This is a genomic window from Stenotrophomonas sp. 220_Sma, assembly GCF_056487375.1.
Map to the genome: position 1 here is coordinate 3,560,286 of NZ_CM151348.1, position 25,732 is coordinate 3,586,017.

Consider the following 25,732-nt stretch of genomic DNA (forward strand, 5'->3'; position numbering starts at 1 on the left):
CGGCAGCACCGGCCTCGGGGCAACGCGATGGGAGGCAACGGAATGGAACTGGCGCTGTTCGACTTCGACCACACCGTGACCACCTGCGATACCTATGGCCGTTTCCTGCGCCGCGTGGCCACGGCCGAACAGCTGGCACAGGCGTGGTGGAAAGTCGGCCCGTGGCTGGCCGCATACAAGCTGAAGCTGATCTCGGCCGAGCGCATCCGCGCGCGCGTCACCCGTTTGACCTTCAGCGACCGCCACAGCGATGACATCGCCACGCTGGCCGCCGGCTTCTCGCGTGAGTTCCTGCCCGACGTGGTGCGCCCGGAAATGCTGGAGCAGATCCGCTGGCACAAGGAACAGCAGCACACCGTGGTGATCGTGTCCGGCTCGCTGGACCTGTATCTGCGGCCGTGGTGCGAACAGCTGGGCCTGCAGTTGATCTGCAACCGGCTGGAGAGCCAGGACGGCCGTCTCACAGGTCGCTATGCCGGTGGCGACTGTGGCCCGCGCAAGGTCGAGCACATCCGCCGCCAGTTCGATCTGTCACGCTACGTGCGCATCCATGCCTACGGTGACAGTTCCGAGGACAAGCCGATGCTGGCGCTGGCCCACGAGCGCTGGTTCCGTGGCAAACCCTTGAAGTAACCCCAACGCGCAGCCTTCGCCACGCATGAGCCTGATTCCTCCCCTGACCGAACGCCTCGACCGCCTGCTGCCGCAGACCCAATGCGGGCAATGCGGCTACGACGGCTGCCGCCCGTACGCGCAGGCCATGGCGCGCGGCGAGGCAGGCGTGGACCGCTGCCCGCCGGGCGGCGACGCTGGCGCGCGCGCACTGGCGCAGGTACTGGACGTACCCGCCATTCCGTTTGATCGTTCGCGCGGCGAGCACAAGGCGCCGCAGGTGGCATTGATCGTGGAAGCCGACTGCATCGGCTGCACCAAGTGCATCCAGGCCTGCCCGGTGGATGCCATCGTCGGTGGCGCCAAGTACATGCACACGGTCATTGCCGATCTGTGCACCGGTTGCGAGCTGTGCATTCCACCGTGCCCGGTGGACTGCATCGAGCTGGTGCCAACGTAGCCACCAGACCAACCGGCAGTGGAGCGGCGGGGTAGAGTCGACTGTTGGTCGACTGCTCTTCGTTCCGGCGGCGCAAAACCCCGCGCTGCGCGCGATAGTCGACTAACTGTGTAAACCCACTACGTTGTTCAGCGGCACTCTGGAGATAGGTGGCTGGCCGCCGATCGCCATATGGGGACGATGCCAGTTGTAGTGGTGCAGCCATTGGTTCAGAACGGAATTGCGCTGGTCCGAGGATGCGTACTCGCAGGCGTAGGCCCACTCGCGCAGGCTGGTCTGGATGAAGCGCTCGGCTTTGCCATTGGTCCGCGGCGTGTAGGGCTTGGTTCTGATGTGCTTGATTCCAAGGGATTTGAGCAGCTTGGCAAAGGCGGTGGAGCGATAGCAGGCACCGTTGTCGGTCAGGATCCGCTTGAAGGTGATTCCCAGGCTGGCGTAGTACTCCAGAGCGCCCAGCAACGCCTGGCAGGCGGTTTCGCCCTGTTCGTTGGGGTGGACGCTGCTGAAGGCCACTCGGGAGTGATCGTCGATGGCCACGTGGACGTAGCCCCAGCCACCGCCCGCGGCGTTTCCCCGGCGTTTGGCATCGGTTCTGTGCCCTGGCCGCTGGAAGTTGCCCAGCTTCTTGATGTCCAGGTGCAGCAGCCCTCCTGGCTGATCATATTCGTATCGGATGACCTCCTTGGGCGAATCAAGCTGACACAGCCGATTGAGGCCGTGGGCGCGCATCAGCCTTGAAATCGTACTGTGGCCGACCCCCAGTGCCTTGGAGATGGTCAGGTAGGTCTGCCGCTTACGGCGGCGTTCCTTGATCTGCTCGACCACCAGCTCCGGCGTGGCGTGCGGCGTCTGGTGAGGCTTTGAGCTGCGGTTCTCCAAGCCCGATGGCCCCAACTCCCGGAATCGGCCGAGCCATTTGTAAGCCGTACGCACGCTGACGCCACACGCCTGAGCTGCTTCTTCCGGGCGCAGGCCCTCGTGAAGGATGCGGTGAACAAGAAGTGCTCGACTATGGACGGTCAAACGGGCATTTTTATGGTGGTTCATCCGGGCTCTTTGGGGTCTGGAAAGGTGTGGTAACCGCCATTTTCCAAAGATGTCCCGGATGAACAACCTACAGAGAGATCACAACTAACCGTCGACTCTACCCTCCGCTGGTGGGACCTGACCTTGCCTGCCGCTATGGTACCGCCGCCGTCACTACGATCTCGACCTTCCAGTCAGCGTGGGCCAGCTTGGCCTCGACCGTGGCACGCGCCGGGGTCGCACCCTCGACCACCCACTCATCCCACGCCTTGTTCATGCCGTCGAAGTCAGCCATGTCGGCCAGGAACACCTCGGCGCGCAGCACGTGCTGGCGGTCACTGGCGACCAACGCCAGCAGCTTGTCGATTTCTGCCAGCACCTGCCGGGTCTGGCCGGTGATGTCCTGGCTGGTGTCTTCCGGAATCTGGCCGGAGAGATAGGCGACCTTGTTGTATACGGTCATTTCGGACATGCGCGGTCCGACGTCGTAACGCTCCATCATGGGCGTGGCTCCTGCGGTTGATCAGGCCTGCATTGTCCTCCAAACCGGTCGACGGTGGGTGCACGGGCTTCCTCCGCGACACGTCACTACCGGGCTCCGACGGTCCCACTGGTCAAATGACGATGACAGGCGCACGATGCGCCACGCCCGCGTTGACACCGCCCTCGCCCCTCCTGCCGCACCCTTGCGCCGATGACCGCCCCCGTCGATTCCACCACTGCCTCTTCCACGCCAACCTGGAAGCGGGTTGCCACCATCGTCATCCCCCTGCTGATCCTCGCCCTGGCCCTGCACGGCCTGGCCAACGAGTTCGACGAGCACGGCTATCGCGCCATCCGCCAGGCGTTCCGGCAGCTCAGCGGCACGCAGATCGCGCTCACCGTGGTACTCGGCCTGGCCAGTTACGCCTGCCTGATCGGTTTCGATGCCATCGGCCTGCGTCGCAGCGGCATCCGCGTGCACCCCGCGCGCGTCGGCATCACCGCCTTCCTTGCGCACACGCTGGGCCAGACCGTGGGTTTTGCCGCGTTGACCGGCGGCGCGGTGCGCCTGCGTGGCTACCGCAGCGCCGGCCTGGACCTGGCGCAGATCGGCCAGGTGGTGCTGATGAGCACGCTCGGCTTCGTGTTCGGTGCATGGCTGCTGATCAGTGTGGCGCTGTGCATGGAACCGGCTGCCGCAGCCTTGGCGCTGCCGCTGGATCCCAATGCGGTACGTATCGTCGGCATCGTCGCGTTGCTCGCCTACCTCGCCACGGTGCTGCTGGTCGGCCGCGATGGACGGCAGTTCCGTGTGTTCGGTCATGCCTTGTGGCTGCCCGACCGCCGCACCATGATCGGTGTCACCGTCCTCAGCGTCATTGAGCTGGTACTGGCCAGTGCCGCGTTCTACGTGCTGCTGCCGGACTCCACGCCCACCGGCCTGCCAGGCTTCGTCGGGCTCTACCTGGTGGCAGTGCTGGCCGGCCTGGTCTCCACCGTGCCCGCGGGCCTGGGTGTGTTCGAGTGGAGCCTGCTGAAGCTGTTGCCGCAGGTGGCACCGGCAGCGGTGCTGGCGGCGGCGCTGATCTATCGCGTCACCTACTACGTGCTGCCGCTGGTGCTGGCCACCCTGCTCGCCCTTGCGCCTGCCCTGCGGCAGCCGCTGCAGGCCAGTGCCGGCGCAACCCGCGCCGGCTGGAACGCGCTGCGCCCGTGGCTGCCGCAGATCATCGCGCTGGCGGTGTTCAGCATCGGCGCCGCGCTGGTCATCGACGGCACGCTGCCGACGCCTCGCCGTCACCTGGTCAATGCCTCGCTGCCGATCCTGGAAACATCCCATCTGATCGGCAGCCTCAGCGGCGTTGCACTGCTGCTGATCGGCCAGGGCCTGGCCCGGCGCAGCCATGCCGCGTGGATGCTGGCGATGGCAGTGTGCGTGATCACCCCGCTGCCGCTGTGGCTGCGTGGTGGCCAATGGCTGATCGCAGTTTCCGCAGTGCTGGCGGCGATGGCGCTGTGGGCCGCGCGCCGCGAGTTCTATCGCCAGGGCGCACTGCTGGATGAAGCCTGGTCATGGCCGTGGCTGCGCAACCTCGGGCTTGTGCTGGTCGCGGTCACCTGGCTGCTGTTCTTCACTTACAGCCACGTCGAGTACCAGAACGAGCTGTGGTGGCAGTTCGCGGTGTCGGGCAATGCACCGCGCGCACTGCGTGCGTTGCTGGTGGTCGCCATCGCGCTGGTGATGTTCGGCCTGGCGCGGCTGCTGCACAGCACGCGCAGTCCGCTGCCAGCCGCCGACGAAGCCACGCTGCAGTCGCTGGCGCCGGTATTGGCCGGTGCCACCGATACCCAGGCCTGCCTGGTACTGACCGCCGACAAGGCGGTGTTGCGCGATGACGCGAAACAGGGCTTCGTGATGATGCAGCGCTACGGCGGTTCGCTGATCGCGATGGGCGATCCGGTCGGCCCGCCTGACGTGGCGCGCGCGTTGATCTGGCGCTTCCGCGAGGAAGCCGACCGACTGGGCCTGCGCCCGGTGTTCTACCAGGTGGGCGAGACCTACTGGCAGACCTACCTCGACCTGGGCCTGGGCCTGGTCAAGCTGGGCGAGGAAGCAATGGTGCCGCTGCATGACTTCGGCCTGGAAGGCCGCGAACGCGCCGATCTGCGCCAGGCCTGGAACCGGGGCAAGCGCGGTGGCCTGACCTTCCGCGTGGCACCGGTGGAGGAAATTCCCAGCCTGCTGCCGCGCCTGCACGCAATTTCCAATGCATGGCTGGAAGACAAGGCCGGCGATGAGAAGGGCTTCTCGCTGGGCAGCTACGACCCGGATTACCTGGTGCGCTTCCCGGTGGCGCTGGTTGAGGCCGAGGGCCAGATCGTGGCGTTCGCCAACCTGTGGCAGGCACCGGCCGGCGCCGAGCTGTCGGTCGACCTGATGCGCCACGTCAACGAAGCACCGAAGGGCACGATGGACTTCCTCTTCGTCGAACTGTTCCTGTGGGGCCGCGCGCAGGGCTATGCGCGTTTCTCGCTGGGCATGGCACCGTTGTCCGGGCTGGCACAGCATCGGCTGGCCGGTCGCTGGAACCGACTGGCCGGCCTGCTGGCGCGGCACGGCGAACGCTTCTACGGATTCAGTGGCCTGCGCCGCTTCAAATCCAAGTTCGATCCGCAGTGGCGGCCGCGCTATCTCGCCGCGCCCGGCGGCATGCATCTGCCGGCCGCGCTGCTGGATGCCACGCGCCTGATCTCGCTGGATCCGCGGCGGAATTGAAGCCGCGATCCGCCAGGCATGACCCGGCGCTACCTGCCACCCGGTAGGTGTCGACCTTGGTCGACACGCTCATTCCACGGCACCTTCAGCCCCAGCGCCGACCAAGATCGGCGTCTACCAACAGCTGTCGAGCGTGGCTCGACGCTACATGCGCCTGGTAGGTGTCGACCTTGGTCGACACGCTCTTCCCGCGGCGCCTTCAGCCCCGGCGCCGACCAAGGTCGGCGTCTACCAACAGCCGTCGAGCGTGGCTCGACGCTACATGCGCCCGGTAGGTGTCGACCTTGGTCGACACGCTCATTCCACGGCACCTTCAGCCCTGGCGCCGACCAAGGTCGGCGTCTACCAACAGCCGTCGAGCGTGGCTCGACGCTACATGCGCCTGGTAGGTGTCGACCTTGGTCGACACGCTCATCCCGCGGTGCCTTCAGCCCCGGCGCCGACCAAGGTCGGCGTCTACCAACAGCCGTCGGGCGTGGCTCGACGCTACATGCGCCTGGTAGGTGTCGACCTTGGTCGACACGCTCATCCCGCGGTGCCTTCAGCCCCGGCGCCGACCAAGGTCGGCGTCTACCAACAGCCGTCGGGCGTGGCTCGACGCTACATGCGCCTGGTAGGTGTCGACCCTGGTCGACACGCTCATCCCGCGGTGCCTTCAGCCCCAGCGCCGACCAAGGTCGGCGTCTACCAAACGCTACACCCCGCCCTTCAGGATCACTTCGGCGAGGCGGTCGTAATCGCCACCGAAATGGTGATCGCCCGGCAGCTTCACCTTCCTCACGCCGTCATTGGCCGGCAGGTCCGGGCACAGCGCGTCCTCATCCTTGTCGCCGTACACGCACAGCGTTTTTTCCGCCGGCAGCCTGGCCACTTCCGGTGCGATCGGCAGGCCGTCGCCGCCACCGCCCAGCCAGTTGCTGACATGGAATTCGAAGTCGGCCTTCCTGCCCACCGACAGCAGCACGATGCGCTCCAGCGCCTCACGGGTGCCAGCATCGAGCTGGTTGATGGTGGCCGGCAGCACGTCGGCGCCCTGCGAGAAACCGATCAACATCACCTTGTCGCGGTGCCATTGCTGGCGGTAGTGGTCGATGATCTTCTGCAGGTCGCCCGCAAAGCCCTTCGGTGTGCGCTCGCTCCAGAAGTAGCGCAGCGAATCGATGCCGACGACCGCCACGCCATGCTCGTTGAGTGACGACGCCACGTTCTTGTCCAGGCCAGCCCAGCCACCGTCACCGGAGACGAACACCGCCAGCGTATCGCCGCTGCCGGTCGCCGGCATTTCCACCACGGGCAGGCCCTTCAGTGCAGCAGGCGGCGGTGCCAGGCTGACGCCGGCCTGCGCGCCGATCACCCGTGCCGCAGCCACCAGGCCCGGTGACGCATCACCGCGCGCGGTGCGCTTGAACTCGCGTGCCATCGCGACCTGCTGCACGAACGCGCTGGCCTGGCCGACCTTGCAGCCGCGGTCACCGGCCGCGCTCAACCACGGAAAATTCAGTTCGGCCGGCTGCAGCCTGTCGTGCTTCACACCATCGCCGCAGACCATGCGCTGGTGGTTGTGGTCCGGGCAGAAGCCGGTGGTCAGTACACCGGCGAACACCTGGGTATCGGCCTGCGCTGCCAGCGAATAGGCCATCTCGGCACCTTCGCCATCACCGCCGACCAGCGGCAGGTGGTAGCCGGGCAGATGCAGCGAGGCCTGCAGCCAACGTGAGAAATTCTCGACGTCACCGGAACCGAACGAACAGGTCGGGTCCCCCTCGCGCTTGAGCACACCGCGCAGGTGCGCAATGTCCACTGCCGCGACCAGCGCGCCATCGGCACGCAGGGCCTCGATCGGCAGGCGGCTGGTGTCACCACCGGCCGTGGGTTCGTGGAACCAGATCACCACCCGTTGCGGCGTGCCGGATGGCATGTGCACCGGAATCTGCTCGAACCGCCCATGGCTGAACTGCTGCGGGGTCACGGCCGCCGTTGCCGGCAGCGCGGCCAGCGCCAGTACCACACCCATTGCCCTGCCCAGCCCTGCACGCTTCATATCGCATCCCCGATGGAATGCGCACACGATACGCCGCCGCCGCGTGCACGGCACGTACCGGCGCAGGCCGTTGGGGATTCAGTGGGCTGCGGCCCGACGGCTGCGACGGTACAGCGCCATCGCCAGATACAGCAGCCAGCCAACGATCACCGCGATCACCACTTTCTGTCCCAGCCCACGCGGTGGTCCACCACGCCACAGCACATGCAGCCACAGCAGCACAAAGGCCAGCCATGCCCAGCCCCAGAGCAGGCCCGCAGCGGACTGCCAACCCGGTTCGCGGCGCAGATACCAGGCCTGCAGCAGCATGCCGACACTGGCACACAGGAACGCCGTGTTGGCTGCCAGCCCATGGATGAACGGTGCCAGCAGCGGTGTTGCTTCAGGCAGCCAGCTGTCGCCGATGGCGACCGTCGCCAGGCCCAGCGCGGAAACCGTGAACAGCAATGGTGCGGCCGCACTGCGCCGCGGGCCGATGCTGCCGCGATACAGCGCAATGCCAAGCGCCGCAATGGCCAGCGCCAGCAGGCAGTAGGCAGCGCGCAATGCCAGCCCCCACGGCCCGTGCAGGTACAGGCTCAAGGTCGCCCGCACCCAGTCCAGATCACTGCGCGCAACCTGGGTCCACAGCGCGGTGGCCACGAACAGCACCAGTGCCACCAGCGCCAGCACCGCCGCCGGGCGTGCACGGCTCATGGTGCGGCCTCTGGATGCCGCGTCTTCCACTCGGCCAGCGCCTTGCGGTAGCGCTGCAGCTCATCGGAATACAGGTCCAGCACACACAGCGGGCAACCACTGCCGCAGCATTCGTTGGGGCCGGGTTCTTCCGGTGGCAGCGGGCGGGGATCGGGATCAGGGACGGACACGGTCGGAAACGGCAATCATTGGAAACAGGTCACCAGTGTACCGGGCCGGCTCAAACGCCCAGCTGACGTCGCAGGTTGTCACGGGCGGCCGCGTCCAGGCGCTGGTGGAAGAACCCGCTGAGGAAGATCCGCGGAGCGCGCAGCAGGCCCTGCAGGAAGCGGCGACGGCCGGCACGGTACAGGAAGCCCGGCACCACCCCTTTGTATTCTTCGGCCACGCCACGGTCATAGGCAGCGAACACCGGTTCCGGCGCGGCCAGGATCGCCATGTCGCAGTCCAGGAACAGCGCCGCCTCGGCATCCACATCCTCCGGACCAAGCGCGCCGTGGCGGGCGGTCAGCAGGATCAATTGCTCCACGCGAGCGGCGTCGACAGTGGCAAGCTCTGGCGCCTGTGTGATCGCCTGTAAAGCCAGCTGCGCCGAACGCGCCTCGTTGTCCTTGCGCCCCGCCTGGTAGATCGCATCGTGATAGAGCACGGCCAGATAGATCTCGGCCGGCTGCTTCCAGCCGGGGCCGTCGGCGACATCCTGGCAGTGCTGCAGCACCGCGCGCACATGGCCGAAGTGGTGGTAGGCCCGTGGCGGCGTTGCATAGCTGTCCTGCAGCGCCTGCCACTGCGCCGGGGCAAGCGTCAGCGGTGAGAAGTCCATGACCGGATCATCCCGCCTGCGCCGGCGCCGGGCAAGCTGGCGGTTTTTTCACCACGCACTCACAACGCTTGCCGGGCGGGGCCCGGAGCCAGTTGTCCACAGCTTTGTCGAGCGCTGGTCCACACCGGTTGTGGATGAACGCGGCGCCGACCAACGGTCGCTGCAGCCGGACATCCATGGGCATACACTCGCCACAGGCGGGAGCGCCCGCCGCTGCCGGGAACCGTCATGTACCGTTCTGCCGCCCATTGCCTCACTCTTTCGCTGCTGGCCTTCTGTGCTCCTGCCTTCGGCGCAGGCCAGGCACCGCCCGCCGATGTGGTGACGACCCCGACCATCACCGTGTCGGCCGCACGTGTGCCGACCCCGGAAGAAGTGTTCGCCATTCCCGCGGACCTGCGCGCGATGCTCCAGAAGCAGGTGATCCAGCGCAGCTACTCCCGCGACCAGCGGCTGCAGGCGCTCGTGGAGATGATCTTCGACCAGCACGGGCTGGACCTGCAGTACGACGCCAATGCGACCTACACCGTCAGCGATATCTGGCAGCACCGCCGCGCCAACTGCCTGGCCTTCACCCTGCTGTTCGTGACGCTTGCGCGGGAGGCTGGCATCCAGGCCCGCGTGCAGGAAGTCGGGCAGGTGGTGTCCTGGTACCAGGACCAGGACGCGGGCGTGGTCTACAGCGTCGGCCACGTCAACGCCGGTGTCGACGTCGGTGGGCGTTTCGGTACCGTCGATCTGGACCGCAATGTGCTCTATGACCGCCGCGGCCCGGTTCCCGTCAGCCGTGCGCGGGCGTTGGCGCACTTCTACAACAACCGGGGTGCGGAGCGCCTCGCCGACGGTGATTTCGTCGGCGCGCGTGCATTCTTCGACGCGTCCCTGGCTCAGGACAGCGGGTTCGCTCCGGTGTGGAACAACCTCGGCGTGCTCGACCACCGCGAAGGCAACAACGAGGCGGCGCGGCAGGCGCTGGACCGATCGCTGCAGCTGGAAGGCCGCCAGGATGCCGCACTGACCAATGCCTCCGCGCTGTTCCGCAGCCTGGGCTTGACCGCGCAGGCGCAGTCACTTGAGCGCCGGTTGAAGTCGGTGCAGCGCGAAGACCCGTTCGCGCAGTACATGTTCGGCGCCAAGGCCGAACGTGCCGGCCAGCTGGACCAGGCGATCCGCTATTACCGGCAGGCCGTTCGCCTGTATGACACCGCGCATCAGTTCCACTTCGGGCTGGCACGCGTCTATTTCCTGGCTGGCCAGCTCAAGCGCGCCGATCGCGAACTGCTGCGTGCGCAGGAACTGGGGGGCGCGCCGGAGCAGGCGCGCTACCAGGCCAAGCTGGACAGCCTGGCCCGCTGGCGCGCGCAGCAGCAGGCCAAGCGCTGAAGGCGATCAGGCCTTCTTGAGGAAGCAGGTCTTCAGGACCAGGCCCTTGATCTTGTCCGAGTTGCCTTCGATGTGCTCGGCGTCATCCTCGACCAGGCGGATGTTGCGGATCACGGTGCCCTGCTTGAGCGGGATCGAGGAGCCCTTGACCTTCAGGTCCTTGATCACGGTGACGGTGTCGCCGGCCTGCAGGGTGTTGCCGTTGCTGTCACGCACGACCAGGGTGGAACCGGCGCTTTCCTCGGCGGTCCATTCGAAACCGCAGTCGGCGCAGATCCACAGCGCACCATCGGCGTAGGTGTTTTCCAGGGTGCACTGCGGGCAGGCGGGGGCAGAAGACATCAGCAAGTACCTCAAAGTGAATCAACAGCCGCCATTGTAACCGCCTGGCTCGCTGCCCTTTTCCGGCCAGCGCCCGGCGGCTCGCATGACCCGATCCGGAACCCCCATCCAGAACAGAAGGCCGCAGGAACTTGCAGTCGGCGACGAACTGCAGCAGAGTGCGCGGCCCCTGATCGCCCCCGGAACTCCCCATGCGCCTCGGCATCGACTTCGGTACCAGCAACTCCGCCGCCGCCATCGTGCATGAGGGGAAACTGCTGCCGATCCGCTTCGGCGACGCCGAGCAGTTCCGCACCAGCGTGTACTTCCCTGGCGTGGTGCCCGACCCGGACGACTTCCAGCTCGACGCCGGCCAGGAACACGAGCTGCAGCAGATGATCGACAGCGCCGCGCGCGCGGCCCGCGCCGCCGGCCAGGAACGCACGCCGCAGGCGCTGCGCCGCGAAGCCCTGCGCGCACTGCGCCGGGAATGGATGGAAGCCCGCGCCGGCAAGGAGCGCAGCGCCAGCGACCTGCTGCAGAACGCGGTCTACGGCGACGACGCGCTGGAAGCCTATTTCGAGGAACACGAAGGCAACCTGGTGCAGAGCCCGAAGTCGATGCTGGGCTACAACCTGCACCCGCGCGCGAAGCAGACCATCACCGGCATCGCCGCGCACATCCTCGAGCACATCCGCCTGACCGCCAGCGCCCAGCTTGGCCAGCCGCTGCGTGCCGCCCTGCTCGGCCGCCCGGTGCAGTTCCGCAGCTCGATCGGCGCGGCCGGCAACGATCAGGCACTGGACATCCTGCGCGAAGCCGCCACCCAGGCCGGTTTCGACCAGATCGATTTCCTCGAGGAACCGGCCGCGGCGGCCATGCATTACCACGCCGAAAGCCGCGAGCGGCACCAGGCGGTGATCGTTGACATCGGCGGCGGTACCACCGATATCGCCCACGCCGAGGTTGGTGGCGATGCTGCGCCGCGCATCCACCGCGCCTGGGGTATCGCCCGTGGCGGTACCGACATCGATCTGGCGCTGAGCCTGTCCAGCTACATGCCGCTGTTCGGCCGCGGCATCACCCGCGTGCCCGCCCACCACTACGTGGAAGCCGCCACCGTGCAGGACATGACGCGCCAGCGCGACTTCCGCCAGCACAAATACGACCATGTCGACGAACCGTGGGGCGCGCGCCTGCAGGCCCTGCAGGACACCGGCAACACCGCCCGCCTGTACCGCGATGTCGAACGCGCCAAGATTGCCCTCAGCGCCGCCAGCGAACACCGCAGCACGCTGGACTACATCGCCCGCGACCTGCATGCCGACAGCAGCGCCGACGGCCTGGCCGCCGCCGCCCATGGCTACCTGGAGCAGATCCGCGAGCTGCTGGCCCAGGTCCGCAGCGACATCGGCGGCGACCCGGATGCGGTGTTCCTGACCGGCGGCATGTCCCGTGCCGGCTACCTGCGCCAGGCCGTGGCCGAGGCCTTCCCGGAGGCCCGCATGGTCCACGGCGAGCCCTCGCTGGGCGTGGTCCAGGGCCTTGCGCTGGCGGCAGCCAGCCAGGATTAACAAAACGTTACGCGGTCTAAGTTACTCTTGGTCGGCTAGAACCACGCTGCACCTTCCGCCGGCCACGCCGGTGTGTGTCCACAGTGCAGCCTGGCCCGCCCCGCGGGCCTAGCGGCCATGCCTTCCTGGCTCGTTCATGGTCCGCGCAGCACCTGAGCCGCCATCGAGACCCGCTTTGGGCACCCGCCAGGCCCCTGTGGCCTTACAACCTGACGCAGCACCTGCACCCATCGACTGCCGCCGTTGTGACGCGGTCTGTTGCCGGCTGCCCGTGCTGCTGCAGCCCGGCGACCACGTGCCCGGCCAGTTCCTGTCACGCGACACCCACGGCCGTGCCGTGATGGCGCGCAACGAGGAAGGCTGGTGCGCAGCGATCGATCCCTATCACCTGCGCTGCACGATCTATTCGCAGCGCCCGGCGATCTGCCGCCAGTTTTCGATGGGCGGCGATGACTGCCGCCGCGAGCGGCAGGACTACCTGCGCCAGGCCGATGCCTGGGCGCTTTCCTCCCCTTCCACCTGACAGGAGCAACCATGCCCCGCAAGGCAAAGACCCCCGCGAAGGCCAGCAACAGCATCCGCAGCGAACGCAAGGGCGCGGCCGCCAGCACAGTGGTCAGCAGCGATTCGATCGCTTCGGACCTGGCAGCGTTCCGCAAGGCCGGTGGCAAGATCGAAGTCCTCGGCACCACCTGGGCACTGAAGAAAGCCAGCTGACCCAGTATCGACCGCGGCGGCGCTGCCGCCGCGGCCTGCCGGATCGCGTTCAGCGGTCCAGGCGTACCCGCACACTGCCCGAATGCGACTGGATGCGGATGTCACCATCACCGCCGCCCAGACGCGTATCGAGGTGGCTGCCCGGCCCATAGCGCGGCCGCTCCACCTGCCCGGCGTCACTGTTGATCGAACCACTGAAGCTGTTCACCGACAGCTGTGCCGACACCGTGCGCGGCAGGCTCAGCGTGACCGAGGCACTGACCGATTCGACGTTGATGCGGCCGCCAGGAGCCAACCCGGCCGCTGCCAGATCGATGCTGCCCGAGACGGTCTCCACCGCCAGCCGCTGCACGCGCCCGGCATCCACCTCGACCCGGCCGGACACCGTCTGCGCACCGATATCACCGGACACGCCGCCGCCGGCCTCGATCCGGCCACTGACCGTGTTCACGTCCAGCTTCGGCGTCTGCAGGCGTGCGCTGACGCTGCCACTGACCGTGTTGAGCTTGCTGTCGCCACTGCGGCCAGCCGCGCTCAGGCTGCCGCTGACCGTGTCGGCCTGCAGCCGTCGCACATCGATGCCACTGATGTCCTGGCTGGCGCTGACCGTGCTCAGCAGCAGCTCCACCGAGCGCGGCACGTTCAGTACCAGCGTCGCGCCACCATTGCTGCTGCGGCGCGGGTATTCGATCTCCCAGCGCACACGGTTGGCACTTTTCTCCTGACGCAGCTGCAGGCCGTCGCTGAGCGTGCCGGTGAGCTGCACGTCATTGCGGTCCCAGCCACGCACGGTCACCTTGCCGGCCACATTGCTCAGCTCGATGCGACCGCCCGCGGCCAGGGTGTGGCGCTCGTCGATGCGGGTGTCGGCCAGCGCCACGGCAGGGGCCAGCAGCAGCGCGACACAGCAGGAAATCAGGGTTCGGGTCATGGGGGTCTCCTCAGGTCGTCAAGCCGGACTCGGCGGCATAGGCCGCCTGCCGGGTCAGTTCCAGCCGCAGCGCGTAGGTGCGCTTGAGCTGGCCAAGCAGGTGCGGCGCACGTGGGTCCTGCGCCAAGGCGGCACGGATCTGCGCTGCGCTTTCATCCAGTTCGTGCAGCGCCGGCTGCCATTCCGGCGCCCGTCCATCGGGCAGCGAAGCGACGGCCTGCTGGTACTGCTCGGTCATCGCCGCCGCCTGCAGCTGCAGCGCTGAAGGTACCGGCACCTCCGGCTGCGCATGCCGCCACGGTGCCACCGCGTAGAGCGCCAGGCTGGCCGCCAATGCCGCACCGACCGGCAGCCACCAGCGACGCCGCGAGCGCGCTGGCAGGGCCACCACATTGTCGCCCGGCGCAGGTGCCGCCTGCGGTTCACGCGGCGGCAGCTGCGCCGACAGGCGTGCCCAGCCATCGGTGGGTACGCCGCGTTCGGTCGGCAGCGCGCGCAGCCGGGCCAGCAGATCGTGGTCGGAATCGTGGTCGTGTGTACTCATGTCATGTCTCCCAGCCGTGCGCGCAACAGGCCGCGCGCACGATGCAACTGTGCCTTGGAACTGCCGACGGCCATCTGCAGCTGTTCGGCGATTTCCTGGTGTTTCCAGCCTTCGATGTCGTGCAGTACCAGTACCGCACGTGCCCGTGGCGGCAGTGTCGACAGTGCCCGTTCGAGGTCGCGTTCGGTGCCGGCGCAACGATCGTGCACTGCCAGCTCCTGCAACCCTCCGTCCACTTCGTCGAGGCTGTCGTGATCCTGCCCGCCCGCACGTCCGCGCAGCTCCATCAGTGCCGCGTTGACGCCCAGCCGGTGCAGCCAGGTCGACAGGCTGCTCTCGAAACGGAAGCCCGGCAGCGCCTTCCACGCCTGCAGGAACGCTTCCTGCAGCGCGTCCTCGGCGCGTGCCTGCTGGCCGCCACACAACCGCCACAGCACAGCGAATACACGGGGCGCGTGGCGCCGGTACAGCAGTTCGTAGGCAGCGGTGTCACCGGCGGCGGCCGCCCGCACCAGGGCGGGTTCATCGACGGCGTCATTGGCGGCAGGCGGCGCGGGCATGGTGGTGTCGAGCATATCGCTTGGATGCGGCGACCCGGGAAAAGGTTTAGAGCCGATCGATGATCGATGGCATGCAACCTTTTGGGTGGCTGCTGCATCCATGAAAGGTCCTTCGCGAAATTGCCGTCCAGGAGTCCTGCCATGTCCAGCCCATCCTGCGCCGCCCTGCTGGTGATCACCGCCTGTGTCCTGCTGCAGGCGCTGGGCCTGTCACTGCAGCTGCGTCCCGACAATGGCCGCGCCTGCCTGCAGCAGCACCGCCAGGAGCTGGTGTGCGTGGCCTGGAACCCGGCGGTCGAATCCCCCGCACGCGCCGGGTAACATCAGGGGCCGTTCCCGCCGCCTGTTTTCGCCCCATGATGTTGTCGCTGAAGGATCACCTGCCCGCCTGGACCCACCCGTGGTTGAACTACGCCGGCGTCGCGCTGCAGATCGTACTGGTGCTGCTGGTCGCATGGCTCCTGCGCGTGCTCGCCCGTCGCCTGATCCGCCGCTTCGCCGAGCACTACACGCTGCCGCCGGAAATGGTGATGGGCGCGCGCCGGATCACCAGTTTCGTGGTCTATTTCAGTGCCCTGCTGTACATCCTCAGCCTGCTCGGCGCGAAGCCGTCGGTGCTGTGGACCGCGTTCACCGGCTTTGCAGCCGTGGGCGCGGTGGCCTTCTTCGCGGCGTGGAGCGTGCTGTCCAACATCTTCTGCACGCTGCTGATCTTCACCACCCGCCCGTTCCGCCTGCACGACTACATCGAGGTGCTGGAAAACGGCGAGAAGCCGGGCCTGAAGGGCCGGGTGATCGACGTGAACCTGATCTACACCACGCTGCAGGAAACCGGCGACGGCCACGAGGGCACGGTGCTGCAGCTGCCGAACAACCTGTTCTTCCAGCGCACGGTGCGCCGCTGGCGCGACCCGGCGCAGGCCCCTGGCGGCATCCAGGGCGACGGCTGAGGGTGGTTTTCGGCAGGGCGGCGCCCTGCACCTGCTATGAGCTGGAGCAACAGCACCAGCAACAGCAAAGGCGAAAACAAAAGCCGGCATTCCGTGGGTTGGCGGGATGGATCCGGTGGCGGGAGACGCCGTAAACCCGTCCATGGGGGCTTGGCCGCGGCATCCATGCCGCGGACACTCCCGCCATCGGACCCACCCCGCCCTCGACAGTTTCCCGCGATCTGCCGGAACGGCACGGGGTCGGATCCCGTTGCTACGCAACGGGCTCTGACCCCAATTTGACTATCGATATCTGACAGATTTCATCCACGCATGGCGTGGATTTACCAGATCGCGGAAATCTGTCAGAGGTGGGGCGGTGTCGGATTGCGGGGTGTCAGCCGCATGGATGCGGCTGCCAAGCCTACATGGACGTACTTGCGGCGTCCCCGCAATCCGACACCCCACGGAACGCCAGCTTTTGCTGTTGATGTTGCCTTGGCTTGAAGCATCTGCGGGTGCAGGGCGCAGCCCTGCCGAACAACCTTTACCTCAACTGGCTGTCCTTGCTGCCACGCCGGTTGTAGCCGGCATGCGCCTGCGCTTCGTCGTCATGCGCCTGCTGGCACGCCACGCACAGCCGTACCCCGGGGACGGCCTGGCGCCGCGCCAACGGGATCGGCGCGTCGCATTCCTCACAATGTTCCAGACCAGGCCCCTCGCGCAGCTGGCGCCGCGCGCGGGCGATCGCATCGTCGACGGTGGCGTCGATCTGGTCCTGGACCGCGCCGTCTCCCGCCCAACCGGTGGCCATGGCCATCCTCCGCAGGTGTGTCGCCTGATATGGGGACGATACACCGCGCAGTAAACGGTAGCGCCGAGCCATGACCGGCAGGCCTTCAGCAAGCTGAGCAGAAGGCAGACGGGCCGGAGCAGGCCATTTGCGGCTTAATCCCCTCCGTCCCCTTTTTGGCTTACCAGACCAGGTCGTCCGGCACCTGGAACTGCGCGTAGTAGGCGTCGTCCTCGGCATTGCCGGTGGAGATCTCGGCGGTCGAGCCCGGCTGGCCGTGGTCGACGATGATCGCCTCCGGGGCGCGTTCACGCACTTTTTCGGCAGCGGCACGCGGCAGCAGGGCGTAACCGTCGCCGAGGGCAACGATGACCAGCACGCCCACCGACAGCGCCTTGCGCAGCTTGGGGTCGATCAGCAGGGTGCGGATCGCCGCGCCATCGCTGAAACGGTACTCGTCGTCGCCCTTGTGGGGCACGGCATGGGTGCTGATGATCTGCTTGGCCTGGGCCTTCTGTTCAGCCTGCCTGGCCTGGGCATTGCGCTCGGCGGCCAGTGCGCGGTCGCGCTCGACCTTCTCGGCGCGGGCCCGTTCAGCCTCGCGCTGGACATCGGCCGAGGTCGATTCGGCCTTGCCCTGCCGGGCCTTGGCCTGCGCGCTCGCGGCAGCGCTGGCCTGCGACTTCTTGGCCAGGCCGGCCTTGAGCAATTGTTCCTGCAGCGCGTTGGGCTTTGCCATGGTCGATGCGTACCGCGTGTAATCTTGGATGCCCCATTCTACCGACGCCCCGCCGCCCCTGCATGGCAGTCCTGAAGTACCTCACCGGCTATCCCGAACCCCTGATCGCCCAGGTCAGTGAACTACTGGCGCAGGGCAAGCTCGGCCCCTGGCTGCAGCAGCGCTATCCCGATCCGCACGAGGTGCGCAGCGACCGCCAGCTGTACGACTACACGCAGGAGCTGAAGGACCGCTACCTGCGCAAGTCGGTGCCGCTCAACAAGGTCTGCTACGACAACACGCTGGAAGTGATCAAGCATGCGCTAGGCACCCATACCGCCATCTCCCGCGTGCACGGCGGTCGCCTCAAGGCCAGCCGCGAGATCCGCATCGCCACCGTGTTCCGCCAGGCACCAGCGGCGTTCCTGCGCATGATCGTGGTGCATGAACTGGCCCACCTGAAGGAAGCCGATCACAACAAGGCCTTCTACCAGCTGTGCCAGCACATGGAGCCGGAGTACCTGCAGCTGGAGTTCGATACCCGCCTGTACCTGACCGAGCTGGCCAACCGCGGCCAGCGCTGACCGGCCGCAGCGGCTACACTGCGCGCCCCCTGCCTGACCTTTCCGCCATGGAACCGATCCGTCTCGACAAACGCCTGTCCGCCCTGCTCGGCATCCCGCGCGGTGAAGCGCGGCGCTACATCGAAGGCGGCTGGGTCACGGTCAATGGCGAGGTGGTCGAGCAGCCGCAGCGCCCGGTCGATGACAGCGCGGTGATCGTCGTGGCCGAGCAGGCCAGCGATGAAAAGGCCGAGCGGGTCAGCATGCTGCTGCACAAGCCGGCAGGCGTTGCCGCTGAAACCCTGTGTGCGCTGGTCAGCAGTGACAGCCGCAGCGAACTTGATGCCAGCGACATCCGTCCGCTTCAGCGTCACTTCCACGGCCTGCAGCTGGCCGCCTCGCTTCCGGCCAGCGACAGCGGCCTGGTGGTGGTCAGCCAGGACCCGGCCACGCTGGCCCATCTGCAGCGCAATCTGGGCCGCACCGAACAGGAATACCTGATCGAAGTGGCCGAAGGCGGTCCCGAGCGCGGCCCGTGGCTGATGGCGCGGTTGCAGCAGGAATCGGGCGGCGCCAAGGTCAGCTGGCAGAGCGAGCAGCGCCTGCGCTTCGCCGGCAAGGGCCTGACGGCCAAGGGCCTGCGCGTGGCGGTCACCGCTGCCGGCCTGCAGGTCGCGGCCGTGCGTCGGCTGCGGATTGGCCGCGTGGCACTGGGACCGCTGCCTGCGGGGCAGTGGCGTTACCTGGGCAGCGACGAGCGGTTCTGACCGCGAAGTCCCTGCCATCCACGCATGGCGTGGATCTACAGCGATAGGTCTGTTGGCTTTCATCCACACGCGGCGTGGATCTACCATCGGGGCATGAGCCTGCCCAAGCCCCTGTGGCGACGCCTGCTGCGCGTCGCTGCGATCATCCTCGCCGCGCTGTTGCTGCTGGTCCTGTCCGGGCTGCTGCTGGCCGACCACCTCACCCCGCAGGCACAGGGCGCACCTTCGCATGTGCTGCCACTGCAGCCGGCGCAGACCCGCATCGACCAGCAGATCGTGCCGCTGCAGGACGCACACCCCGGGCAGTCCGGCGTGGCGTTCCTCAGTGATGGCATGGATGCCTTCGCCGCGCGCGCGATGATCACCGCGCACGCAGGCCGCAGCCTGGACCTGCAGTACTACATCTGGCACGACGACCTGATCGGCCATCTGATGGCCAAGGCGCTGTACGACGCCGCCGAGCGCGGCGTGCGCGTGCGCATCCTGCTTGACGACATGAACGCCAAGGACAAGGACGCGTTGATGATGGCACTCGATGCGCATCCGAACATCGAGATCCGCCTGTACAACCCGTTCCGCAACCGCAGCGGCATCGCGCGCACGCTGGAACTGGTGCAACGCGCTTTCAGCGTCAACCACCGCATGCACAACAAGAGCTGGATCGCCGACGGCCGCATCGCGATCGTCGGTGGCCGCAACATCGGCGAGGAATACTTCAGCGCGCGCGACGATGTGAACTTCCAGGACCTGGATCTGGTGGTGGCCGGCCCCGCCGTGCAGCAGGCCAACCAGATCTTCGACGACTACTGGAACAGCAGCACGGCGATCCCGATTTCCGCGCTGGCCTCGTATACCGATGCACAGTTGCAGCAGCTGGTACGACAGTCGGACCTGGATGCCATGCATGCCAAGGCACAGCCCTACCTGCAACGCGTGGCCGAGTCGCGCGCGCTGCAGCGGCCCAGCCCGGAACCGCTGCACTGGAGCGCGAACGTGCACATCGCTTCCGATCCGCCGATGAAGCACCGCGATGACGATCGCCGCGGCTGGCTGGTCAGCCGTCTCAGCGACGAGTTGCGCAACACGCGGCGCAGTGCGCTGTTGATCTCGCCCTACTTCGTGCCCGGCAACGATGGGGTCGAGGCGCTGTCGGCGCTGGCCGCACGCGGCGCGCAGGTGGGCGTGGTGACCAACTCACTGGCCGCCAACGATGTGGCAGCGGTACACGGCGGCTACATGGGCTACCGGGTGCCGCTGCTGAGGGCCGGCGTGCAGCTGTACGAACTGAAGGCACACGGCCAGCTGGATGCCAGCCTGTTCGGCAGCAGCGGCGCCAGCCTGCACACCAAGGCATTCGTGGTCGATGACCGCCGCGGTTTCGTCGGTTCGTTCAACCTCGACCCGCGTTCGGCCTACCTCAATACCGAAATGGGCGTGCTGTTCGATGACCCGGCGCTCGGTGCACAGCTGCGCGACGAGTACCTGCGCCTGGCCGGCCCGGAGCACAGCTGGTGGCTGGCGCTGGGGCGCGATGATGACCTGCGCTGGCTGGAGCGGCAGCCACCGCCGCACTGGGTGGAGGCCGAACCCGGTGCCAGCCTGGGCAAGCGCTGGACCGCGCGGGTGATCAGCTGGCTGCCGGTGGAATCGCAGCTGTAGCGCTCAGGGCGCAGGACCCGCCTCTTCCTGTCCGGCTTCATCCCGTGTTTCCACGCTGCGCCCATGCAGGCGCCGCCAGATCCAGCGCAGCGCATGCGGCGGCGCCGAAGGCAACTGTTCAAGCAGGGCCAGCATGCGACTCTGGCTGGCATGTCCGTGCCGGCACAGCAGGCTGGCCGCTGCGGCCGCGCTGGCCAGGCGCAGGCTGTCGGCCAGCGGGCCATCCGCCTCGGGCGCCAGCGCCTGGTGCACCGGCTCTGGCAGCTCCCAGGCCGCAGCCACGCGTTGCGCCAACGGCAGTGACCACTGCTGGAGCAGCTGCAGCGCCAGCGCCGGCTCCACCGTTTCATCTCGTGCCTGCGCTTCCTGCAGCAGCTGGCGCATCACCAGCGCGGCCCCCAGCCCCTGTACCAGGCCCAGCCACTGGGCGGCGAAGGCATCGCCGAAAGTGACCGTGCGCGCGTGGTCAGCGGCTGCGCGCGAGGCCAGCAGTGCGTGCTCCCAGATGATCGTGCTGAACTGCGGAAACACCTCGCACTGCACCTGCATCACCGGCTGCACCAGAACTGCGCTGATGATCTGTCGCACGCCTTCGGTACCGACCAGCGTCACCGCCCGCTGCAGGCTTTCCACCGGGCGCTCGTGCACCTTGTAGGCCGGGCTGTTGGCGATGCGCAGCAGGTTGCCGGTCAGCACCGGGTCCTGACCGATGATCGCCGCCATCACCCGCGCCGACGCAGCATCGTCGTTGACCGTCTGGATCAGCTGCGGCAGCAGTTGCGGGCGGCGCGGCAGCTGACGGGCCGCCCAGTCCCGGTCCTGCAGCGCGCGCGCCACCGCCTCGCCCAACCCCGCGGCCTGCACCGCCGTGGATTCACCGGCCAGGCGCGGGTACAGGGCCAGTGCATGCAGGCCACGCTGCAGATGTGCAGCGATCTCGGCCGAGGGCAGAGCCTCGCCCTGCAGGCTGGCCGCAGCCGCCGCCACCGCCTGCCGCGACGCCGCCGCCAACCGGGACGGTGCCGTCCCGGTCGAGCGCGCCAGCCAGCCACGCAGTGATCGCCACCAGGCCGGCGTCATCGCCGCCCGCCCTGTCGTTGTGGTGCCCTTGCCGTCACTGACCGCCCTGCCTCTTCACGCGAATCCGGCCACCCGCCGTCGTCGCAGCATCGGCCGAACTTTCATCTTCTTTAACCGGAAGGCCACCGATGTCGACGGCACCGGCCGGGGGAATGGACTAGAATGGCGCCGCGCGACCCGTCCCCCTGCACCGACGACGTCGCTTTTTTTGTTTTGGGACCCTACCGTTCACTGGCCGTTCGCTGCAGTTCGCCGCTGATCGCGCCATCGGAGACGCCATGCTATTCGAAACCCTCGCCACCACCGGCCACGAACAGGTGGTGTTCTGCCACAACCACGATGCCGGCCTGAAGGCGATCATCGCCATCCACAACACCACCCTCGGCCCGGCCCTGGGCGGCGTGCGCATGCGCCCCTACGCCAGCACCGACGAGGCGCTGGCCGATGCGCTGCGGCTGAGCCGGACGATGACCTACAAGAATGCACTGGCCGGCCTCAACGTGGGTGGCGGCAAGGCGGTGATCATCGGCGACCCCAAAGTGGACAAGACCGAGGTGCTGTTCCGTGCCTTCGGCCGCTATGTCGATTCGCTGGGCGGGCGCTACATCACCGCCGAGGACGTCGGAACCGACGTCAACGACATGGAGAACATCTACCTGGAAAGCCAGTTCGTGACCGGCGTGCACCAGGTCCATGGTGGCTCCGGCGATCCCGCCCCGTTCACCGCCTACGGTGCGCTGCAGGCACTGATGGCGTCGATGCGCTTCAAGTTCGGCCATGAGGAAGTGGGCAAGACCAGCATCGCCGTGCAGGGCCTGGGCCACATCGGCATGGAACTGGTGAAACTGCTGCGCGACCGCGGTGCCAAGCTGTACGTCACCGACCTGGACAGCGCGCTGGTTGATCGCGCGGTCAGCGATTTCGGCGCCGAAGCGGTCAAACCGGATGAGATCCACGAGGTGAACGCCGACGTGTTCGCACCGTGCGCGCTGGAAGGTGCGATCAACGCCGACACGCTGCCGCGGATCAAGGCGAAGATCATCTGCGGCACCGCCAACAACCAGCTGTCGAGCCTGGAAATCGGCGACGAGCTGCATGCGCGCGGCATCCTGTATGCGCCGGACTATGCAGTCAACGCCGGTGGCGTGATGAACGTGTCGCTGGAGATCGACGGTTACAACCGCGAACGCGCAATGCGCCTGATCCGCAGCATCTACCACAACCTCACCCGCATCTTCGAACTGTCGCAGCGCGAGAACATCGCGCCGCAGCGTGCCGCCGACCGCATCGCCGAAAGCCGCATCCTGTCGATCGGCAAGCTGAAGATGCCGCTGGGCCGCAGCACCCCGCGCCTGGGCAACCTGCGCGGCGGTTGAACCTGCCGATGTCGCGCCGGGCATGACCGGGCGCGAGCCGTCCTTCAGAAGCCGGTGCTGTAGCGCAAGGCGGCCTGCCGCGCACCTTCGCCACCAACGCGCTGGTCGAAGCCCAGGCTCAGGCGGCCATTGCGGCCCCACCACGATTCCAGCGCCACGCCGATCAGCGCACTGCCGCGCGGCGCGTTCCAGCCCGCCAACGGCGCCCAGGCGTCGACGCCGACGAAGCTGGCCTGCCAGTCCGCATCCGCACCATCAAGCCGTTGCTGCCATTCGGCATGCCCACGCAGCGTCCAACGCCCCCAGCCGCGCTCGCCGCGGATACCGGCCAGCATCTGGCTGCGCTGCACGCGGTTGGCATCGCCCCGCAGGCCGAAACCAAAGCCGCCGAGTTCATTGAAGGCGTCGGTCTCCACACGCGTGGTGCTGGCACCGACGTAGGGCGTCATCGATGCGCCCGCACGCCCCAGCCGGTACCCGCCCTCCACGCTGGCACTGCTGAAACGGCCGCCGTACCGCGCGGAGACGCCATAGGCACCCGCACCGAGCAGCAGCTGACGATCCAGCGCGCGGGTGAACTGTCCGCTGCCCACCTGGGCCAGCGCGTAGCCACGTCCCAGATTCCAGCCGGCATACAACTGTGCCTGCGCCTGGCGATCACGCCCACGATCACCGCCGAAACTGCTGCCACCAGTGCTGCGGGTCTCGCCAAACGCCACGCCCATCAGGCCGTTGCTGCCCAGTGGCAGATCCTGGCCGGCCATCCAGCCCCGGCTGTCGGCAGCGTTGCCGGCGAAGCTGCCCTGCCCCGCCTCACCCAGCGCGCTCTGCCAGCTCCCGCGCAGGCGCGGTGCGGCCTGTACACGATCAAAGCGCTCGGCGATCGCACGCCGCGACATGTCGATGCTGTCGAAGGTCGCTGCTTCGGCTCGCGCATGCGCTTGACCGGACAGGCTCTGCAGGCTGGCGGCCAGGCCCTGCGGGCCACCGCCGGTCCACTGCAGGGCACCGGCCGCTGCACCAAAGGCCGATCCCTGCAGGCCTGTGTTTTTGTCCAGCGCTGCGAATGCACCTTCCAGGCGCTGTGCTGCCGCCTGGGCGGACGCCCCCAGCCCGCTGGCCGCTGCGGTGACGCTGACCTGGGTCAGGTTCAACCACGCGTTGTTGCTGTCATAGCCATAACTGCTCTGCAGCAATGACAGCCCCTGCAGGCCACTGGAGGTAGCCGGCGTACTGAAGGTGCCGCTGAGTCCGCCTGCCGCATGGATCAGGTCCTGCCGGCTGCCGTTCTGTGGCACGTAGCCGGAAACGAAGCCATGCACGCGCACGCCACCGTCGATCGCGGCATTGCCGGTGACCTGCAGCGCATTGGCACCGAGCGCGATCATCAGCTGGCCACCTGCCTGCTGCGTGTAGTTGCCCTCGATGGTGCCGGTGGTGTTGCCGGTGGTGAGGAATACGCTGCTGCCGTTGACCACATTGCCGATCACGCGGGGCGTGCCGCCATTGAACTGCAGGCCGGTCGAATCCGGATCGGACTGGCCGAGGATGGTCACGTTGGAACGGATCACGCCACCGTTCTGCAGCGACAGGATGCCGCGTTCGATGCGGGTGGCACCGGTGTAGCTGTTGTTGCCGGCCAGCACCAGGGTGCCCCCGCCCTGCTTGACCAGCCCGCCGCTGCCGACGATATCGTTGCGCCACGCCGAGCCGGTCGAGGCCAGATCCACGTTGGCGACCACATCACCCCAGTCGAAACGACCCGGACCGTTGATCGCACGACCGATGTCGAGCAGGCCGTAGCCGAACACCGGATCCACGCCCGGCGCGCCGATATCCTTGGCGGTGCCCAGCAGGGTCTGCCGCACCAGATCGTTGCTGAAGTACGGGAAGCGCTCCCAGACCAGCGCCGCCGCACCGGAAATCAAGGGCGCCGCGAATGACGTGCCGTAGTTCCAGTAGTAGCTGCCACCGTTGGCATCGGGGTAGACCGCGCTGCCGGGCGCCGCCAGGCAGTAGCGGGCCGCCTGGCCACAGGCATTGGCATAGTTGGCCAGCGTACCGGGCGCATACGGATCCACGGCGGTGGCCACCAGCCAGCCGCGCTCCAGGTCGGCAGCCGGCAGCGTGCCGGCCACGCCCTGCTGGCTGGGCAGTGCGGCCAGGCTGCTCGGCTCGCTGCGGCCGTCATTGCCCGCGGCGAACACCACCAGCCCGCCATGGTTGATCACGAAGGGGCGATATTCGGCGGCCACCTGCGCGGTGGTCGGCAGGTCGGTCCAGTACAGGCCGCCCCACGAATTGTTCATCACCTTCACGTTGTAGCTGATCAGGTCCTGGTGGACCTGCGCCACGCCCAGCGGGCCGCTGAAGGAATTGCCCTTGCCGCTGCCGTCATCGACGGGCGGCTTGTCGGCAATGATCCGTGCCGACACGATCTGCGCCTTTGGCGCGATGCCACCCGGCCAGGAGCCCGTTGCCGCGCCGGCAGCGAGGCTGGCCACGGCGGTGCCGTGGCCGACCACATCATCGACACCCAGATTGTTCCTGGCCGGATCGATGTAGTTGAGGTTGGCCAGCACCCGGCCATTCAACGCCACCGCATTGCGCTGCACGCCGGAGTCGACGATGCCGATGCGCACGTTCTGGCCGGTCAGGCCGGCAGCCTGTGCGGCGCGCGCATTGGTGACTGACAGATGCGCGTCGAAGGCCGGCTCCTGCGGTTTGACCGGGGGCGGCGTCGTCGGTGGCGGGGTAGTCGGTGGCGGCGGTGGTGGCGGGGTATCGATGCGCACGTTGCCGCCCCCGCCACCTCCACCACAGGCCGTCAGCGCTACCGCCAGCGCGGTTCCCAGGGCAGACCTCACCATCATCGTGCGTTCCATCGATTCCTTCCCATG

Annotated in this window: 27 protein-coding genes; 13 read left to right on the plus strand and 14 right to left on the minus strand. The window is 67.6% G+C overall.

The annotated features are described in order from the left end of the window. The first annotated feature begins 42 nt into the window (after positions 1-42). Entirely contained in the window at positions 43-633 is a 591-nt protein-coding gene (locus ACZLIB_RS16745) for an HAD family hydrolase (protein WP_049463206.1), read from the plus strand. 25 nt (positions 634-658) lie between these two features. Further along, positions 659-1,072 carry an Rnf electron transport complex subunit RnfB gene (gene rnfB / locus ACZLIB_RS16750; RefSeq protein ID WP_080291848.1) on the plus strand — a complete coding sequence of 138 codons (414 nt, stop codon included), beginning with the start codon at positions 659-661 and terminating at the stop codon, positions 1,070-1,072. Positions 1,073-1,174: 102 nt separating this feature from the next. Here the strand turns inward: rnfB and ACZLIB_RS16755 are convergent, their stop codons facing one another. Beyond that, on the minus strand, positions 1,175-2,119 hold the full coding sequence (locus tag ACZLIB_RS16755) for an IS481 family transposase (protein WP_478469928.1): 945 nt from the start codon (positions 2,117-2,119) through the stop codon (positions 1,175-1,177). Between the two features lie 133 nt (positions 2,120-2,252). After that, on the minus strand, positions 2,253-2,600 hold the full coding sequence (locus ACZLIB_RS16760; protein WP_005410556.1) for a RidA family protein: 348 nt from the start codon (positions 2,598-2,600) through the stop codon (positions 2,253-2,255). 192 nt (positions 2,601-2,792) lie between these two features. Between ACZLIB_RS16760 and mprF the strand changes: the two genes are divergently transcribed. Continuing rightward, positions 2,793-5,357: a bifunctional lysylphosphatidylglycerol flippase/synthetase MprF gene (gene mprF / locus ACZLIB_RS16765; protein WP_478468190.1), complete on the plus strand. Its 2,565-nt coding sequence runs from the start codon at positions 2,793-2,795 to the stop codon at positions 5,355-5,357. Positions 5,358-6,051: 694 nt separating this feature from the next. Here the strand turns inward: mprF and ACZLIB_RS16770 are convergent. The 4 genes from ACZLIB_RS16770 to ACZLIB_RS16785 all read right to left on the minus strand — a co-directional run bounded on the left by ACZLIB_RS16770 (position 6,052) and on the right by ACZLIB_RS16785 (position 8,917). Then, positions 6,052-7,398 carry a virulence factor family protein gene (locus ACZLIB_RS16770; RefSeq protein ID WP_053092114.1) on the minus strand — a complete coding sequence of 449 codons (1,347 nt, stop codon included), beginning with the start codon at positions 7,396-7,398 and terminating at the stop codon, positions 6,052-6,054. A 78-nt stretch (positions 7,399-7,476) separates the two neighbouring features. Further along, complete coding sequence (locus ACZLIB_RS16775) at positions 7,477-8,094, minus strand: DUF998 domain-containing protein (protein ID WP_032130397.1); 618 nt, start codon at positions 8,092-8,094, stop codon at positions 7,477-7,479. Next, positions 8,091-8,264 carry an oxidoreductase-like domain-containing protein gene (locus ACZLIB_RS16780; protein ID WP_049398321.1) on the minus strand — a complete coding sequence of 58 codons (174 nt, stop codon included), beginning with the start codon at positions 8,262-8,264 and terminating at the stop codon, positions 8,091-8,093. The genes ACZLIB_RS16775 and ACZLIB_RS16780 overlap by 4 nt, the downstream gene beginning before the upstream one ends. Before the next feature lie 50 nt (positions 8,265-8,314). Beyond that, positions 8,315-8,917 (minus strand): HD domain-containing protein, encoded by a 603-nt coding sequence (locus ACZLIB_RS16785; RefSeq protein WP_478468191.1) that lies wholly within the window; start codon positions 8,915-8,917, stop codon positions 8,315-8,317. Between the two features lie 228 nt (positions 8,918-9,145). Between ACZLIB_RS16785 and ACZLIB_RS16790 the strand changes: the two genes are divergently transcribed. Then, the gene (locus ACZLIB_RS16790) at positions 9,146-10,300 is read left to right on the plus strand and encodes a tetratricopeptide repeat protein (protein ID WP_032129363.1); all 1,155 of its coding nucleotides are present in this window, start codon (positions 9,146-9,148) and stop codon (positions 10,298-10,300) included. A 6-nt stretch (positions 10,301-10,306) separates the two neighbouring features. Here ACZLIB_RS16790 and ACZLIB_RS16795 read toward each other — a convergent pair whose 3' ends face one another. Next, positions 10,307-10,642, minus strand: a complete 336-nt coding sequence (locus ACZLIB_RS16795) for a zinc ribbon domain-containing protein YjdM (protein WP_010482882.1) — start codon at positions 10,640-10,642, stop codon at positions 10,307-10,309. A 191-nt stretch (positions 10,643-10,833) separates the two neighbouring features. On the opposite strand from ACZLIB_RS16795, the gene ACZLIB_RS16800 reads away from it, so the two are divergent. The 3 genes from ACZLIB_RS16800 to ACZLIB_RS16810 all read left to right on the plus strand — a co-directional run bounded on the left by ACZLIB_RS16800 (position 10,834) and on the right by ACZLIB_RS16810 (position 12,912). Then, entirely contained in the window at positions 10,834-12,195 is a 1,362-nt protein-coding gene (locus ACZLIB_RS16800; protein ID WP_478468193.1) for an Hsp70 family protein, read from the plus strand. Positions 12,196-12,424: 229 nt separating this feature from the next. Next, positions 12,425-12,718: a YkgJ family cysteine cluster protein gene (locus tag ACZLIB_RS16805; RefSeq protein WP_053462562.1), complete on the plus strand. Its 294-nt coding sequence runs from the start codon at positions 12,425-12,427 to the stop codon at positions 12,716-12,718. A gap of 11 nt (positions 12,719-12,729) precedes the next feature. Beyond that, on the plus strand, positions 12,730-12,912 hold the full coding sequence (locus ACZLIB_RS16810; protein WP_005410566.1) for a hypothetical protein: 183 nt from the start codon (positions 12,730-12,732) through the stop codon (positions 12,910-12,912). A 49-nt stretch (positions 12,913-12,961) separates the two neighbouring features. Here ACZLIB_RS16810 and ACZLIB_RS16815 read toward each other — a convergent pair whose 3' ends face one another. The 3 genes from ACZLIB_RS16815 to ACZLIB_RS16825 are packed head-to-tail and all read right to left on the minus strand — an operon-like array spanning position 12,962 to position 14,962. Beyond that, positions 12,962-13,843, minus strand: coding sequence for a DUF4097 family beta strand repeat-containing protein (locus ACZLIB_RS16815; protein WP_032129361.1), 882 nt, complete (start codon positions 13,841-13,843; stop codon positions 12,962-12,964). A 10-nt stretch (positions 13,844-13,853) separates the two neighbouring features. Next, positions 13,854-14,387 carry a hypothetical protein gene (locus ACZLIB_RS16820; RefSeq protein ID WP_032129360.1) on the minus strand — a complete coding sequence of 178 codons (534 nt, stop codon included), beginning with the start codon at positions 14,385-14,387 and terminating at the stop codon, positions 13,854-13,856. Continuing rightward, positions 14,384-14,962 (minus strand): RNA polymerase sigma factor, encoded by a 579-nt coding sequence (locus ACZLIB_RS16825; protein WP_032129359.1) that lies wholly within the window; start codon positions 14,960-14,962, stop codon positions 14,384-14,386. Before ACZLIB_RS16825 ends, ACZLIB_RS16820 begins: the two co-directional genes overlap by 4 nt. 126 nt (positions 14,963-15,088) lie before the next feature. On the opposite strand from ACZLIB_RS16825, the gene ACZLIB_RS16830 reads away from it, so the two are divergent. Next, positions 15,089-15,268 carry a hypothetical protein gene (locus ACZLIB_RS16830; protein WP_049398314.1) on the plus strand — a complete coding sequence of 60 codons (180 nt, stop codon included), beginning with the start codon at positions 15,089-15,091 and terminating at the stop codon, positions 15,266-15,268. 35 nt (positions 15,269-15,303) lie between these two features. Further along, entirely contained in the window at positions 15,304-15,897 is a 594-nt protein-coding gene (locus tag ACZLIB_RS16835) for a mechanosensitive ion channel family protein (protein ID WP_080291803.1), read from the plus strand. A 526-nt stretch (positions 15,898-16,423) separates the two neighbouring features. Here ACZLIB_RS16835 and ACZLIB_RS16840 read toward each other — a convergent pair. Next, on the minus strand, positions 16,424-16,690 hold the full coding sequence (locus ACZLIB_RS16840) for a DksA/TraR family C4-type zinc finger protein (RefSeq protein ID WP_032129365.1): 267 nt from the start codon (positions 16,688-16,690) through the stop codon (positions 16,424-16,426). A 160-nt stretch (positions 16,691-16,850) separates the two neighbouring features. Next, on the minus strand, positions 16,851-17,408 hold the full coding sequence (locus tag ACZLIB_RS16845) for a DUF2058 domain-containing protein (protein ID WP_478468195.1): 558 nt from the start codon (positions 17,406-17,408) through the stop codon (positions 16,851-16,853). A gap of 62 nt (positions 17,409-17,470) precedes the next feature. On the opposite strand from ACZLIB_RS16845, the gene ACZLIB_RS16850 reads away from it, so the two are divergent. The 3 genes from ACZLIB_RS16850 (at position 17,471) to ACZLIB_RS16860 (ending at position 20,376) form a co-directional block, all read left to right on the plus strand. Next, entirely contained in the window at positions 17,471-17,971 is a 501-nt protein-coding gene (locus ACZLIB_RS16850; protein ID WP_032129356.1) for a M48 metallopeptidase family protein, read from the plus strand. Between the two features lie 47 nt (positions 17,972-18,018). Next, positions 18,019-18,717, plus strand: coding sequence for an RNA pseudouridine synthase (locus ACZLIB_RS16855; protein ID WP_478468196.1), 699 nt, complete (start codon positions 18,019-18,021; stop codon positions 18,715-18,717). 93 nt (positions 18,718-18,810) lie between these two features. Next, on the plus strand, positions 18,811-20,376 hold the full coding sequence (locus tag ACZLIB_RS16860; RefSeq protein ID WP_478468198.1) for a phospholipase D family protein: 1,566 nt from the start codon (positions 18,811-18,813) through the stop codon (positions 20,374-20,376). Between the two features lie 3 nt (positions 20,377-20,379). Here ACZLIB_RS16860 and ACZLIB_RS16865 read toward each other — a convergent pair whose 3' ends face one another. Next, complete coding sequence (locus ACZLIB_RS16865; RefSeq protein ID WP_478468200.1) at positions 20,380-21,456, minus strand: HDOD domain-containing protein; 1,077 nt, start codon at positions 21,454-21,456, stop codon at positions 20,380-20,382. Between the two features lie 278 nt (positions 21,457-21,734). On the opposite strand from ACZLIB_RS16865, the gene ACZLIB_RS16870 reads away from it, so the two are divergent. After that, positions 21,735-22,832 carry a Glu/Leu/Phe/Val dehydrogenase dimerization domain-containing protein gene (locus tag ACZLIB_RS16870; RefSeq protein WP_010482852.1) on the plus strand — a complete coding sequence of 366 codons (1,098 nt, stop codon included), beginning with the start codon at positions 21,735-21,737 and terminating at the stop codon, positions 22,830-22,832. Between the two features lie 44 nt (positions 22,833-22,876). Here ACZLIB_RS16870 and ACZLIB_RS16875 read toward each other — a convergent pair whose 3' ends face one another. After that, positions 22,877-25,717 carry a S8 family serine peptidase gene (locus ACZLIB_RS16875; protein ID WP_478468202.1) on the minus strand — a complete coding sequence of 947 codons (2,841 nt, stop codon included), beginning with the start codon at positions 25,715-25,717 and terminating at the stop codon, positions 22,877-22,879. Between the last annotated feature and the right edge of the window lie 15 nt (positions 25,718-25,732).

Excerpts from the sequence above, each read along its gene's own strand:
- ACZLIB_RS16785 (WP_478468191.1), bottom strand. The coding sequence starts at position 8,917 with ATGGACTTCTCACCGCTGACGCTTGCCCCGGCGCAGTGGCAGGCGCTG.
- rnfB (WP_080291848.1), top strand. The coding sequence starts at position 659 with ATGAGCCTGATTCCTCCCCTGACCGAACGCCTCGACCGCCTGCTGCCG.
- ACZLIB_RS16855 (WP_478468196.1), top strand. The coding sequence starts at position 18,019 with ATGGAACCGATCCGTCTCGACAAACGCCTGTCCGCCCTGCTCGGCATC.
- ACZLIB_RS16795 (WP_010482882.1), bottom strand. The coding sequence starts at position 10,642 with ATGTCTTCTGCCCCCGCCTGCCCGCAGTGCACCCTGGAAAACACCTAC.
- ACZLIB_RS16815 (WP_032129361.1), bottom strand. The coding sequence starts at position 13,843 with ATGACCCGAACCCTGATTTCCTGCTGTGTCGCGCTGCTGCTGGCCCCT.
- ACZLIB_RS16800 (WP_478468193.1), top strand. The coding sequence starts at position 10,834 with ATGCGCCTCGGCATCGACTTCGGTACCAGCAACTCCGCCGCCGCCATC.
- ACZLIB_RS16840 (WP_032129365.1), bottom strand. The coding sequence starts at position 16,690 with ATGGCCACCGGTTGGGCGGGAGACGGCGCGGTCCAGGACCAGATCGAC.
- ACZLIB_RS16845 (WP_478468195.1), bottom strand. The coding sequence starts at position 17,408 with ATGGCAAAGCCCAACGCGCTGCAGGAACAATTGCTCAAGGCCGGCCTG.
- ACZLIB_RS16810 (WP_005410566.1), top strand. The coding sequence starts at position 12,730 with ATGCCCCGCAAGGCAAAGACCCCCGCGAAGGCCAGCAACAGCATCCGC.
- ACZLIB_RS16820 (WP_032129360.1), bottom strand. The coding sequence starts at position 14,387 with ATGAGTACACACGACCACGATTCCGACCACGATCTGCTGGCCCGGCTG.
- ACZLIB_RS16830 (WP_049398314.1), top strand. The coding sequence starts at position 15,089 with ATGTCCAGCCCATCCTGCGCCGCCCTGCTGGTGATCACCGCCTGTGTC.
- ACZLIB_RS16850 (WP_032129356.1), top strand. The coding sequence starts at position 17,471 with ATGGCAGTCCTGAAGTACCTCACCGGCTATCCCGAACCCCTGATCGCC.
- ACZLIB_RS16875 (WP_478468202.1), bottom strand. The coding sequence starts at position 25,717 with ATGGAACGCACGATGATGGTGAGGTCTGCCCTGGGAACCGCGCTGGCG.
- ACZLIB_RS16870 (WP_010482852.1), top strand. The coding sequence starts at position 21,735 with ATGCTATTCGAAACCCTCGCCACCACCGGCCACGAACAGGTGGTGTTC.
- ACZLIB_RS16745 (WP_049463206.1), top strand. The coding sequence starts at position 43 with ATGGAACTGGCGCTGTTCGACTTCGACCACACCGTGACCACCTGCGAT.
- ACZLIB_RS16775 (WP_032130397.1), bottom strand. The coding sequence starts at position 8,094 with ATGAGCCGTGCACGCCCGGCGGCGGTGCTGGCGCTGGTGGCACTGGTG.
- ACZLIB_RS16835 (WP_080291803.1), top strand. The coding sequence starts at position 15,304 with ATGATGTTGTCGCTGAAGGATCACCTGCCCGCCTGGACCCACCCGTGG.
- ACZLIB_RS16760 (WP_005410556.1), bottom strand. The coding sequence starts at position 2,600 with ATGATGGAGCGTTACGACGTCGGACCGCGCATGTCCGAAATGACCGTA.
- ACZLIB_RS16860 (WP_478468198.1), top strand. The coding sequence starts at position 18,811 with ATGAGCCTGCCCAAGCCCCTGTGGCGACGCCTGCTGCGCGTCGCTGCG.
- ACZLIB_RS16865 (WP_478468200.1), bottom strand. The coding sequence starts at position 21,456 with ATGACGCCGGCCTGGTGGCGATCACTGCGTGGCTGGCTGGCGCGCTCG.
- ACZLIB_RS16755 (WP_478469928.1), bottom strand. The coding sequence starts at position 2,119 with ATGAACCACCATAAAAATGCCCGTTTGACCGTCCATAGTCGAGCACTT.
- ACZLIB_RS16825 (WP_032129359.1), bottom strand. The coding sequence starts at position 14,962 with ATGCTCGACACCACCATGCCCGCGCCGCCTGCCGCCAATGACGCCGTC.
- mprF (WP_478468190.1), top strand. The coding sequence starts at position 2,793 with ATGACCGCCCCCGTCGATTCCACCACTGCCTCTTCCACGCCAACCTGG.
- ACZLIB_RS16770 (WP_053092114.1), bottom strand. The coding sequence starts at position 7,398 with ATGAAGCGTGCAGGGCTGGGCAGGGCAATGGGTGTGGTACTGGCGCTG.
- ACZLIB_RS16790 (WP_032129363.1), top strand. The coding sequence starts at position 9,146 with ATGTACCGTTCTGCCGCCCATTGCCTCACTCTTTCGCTGCTGGCCTTC.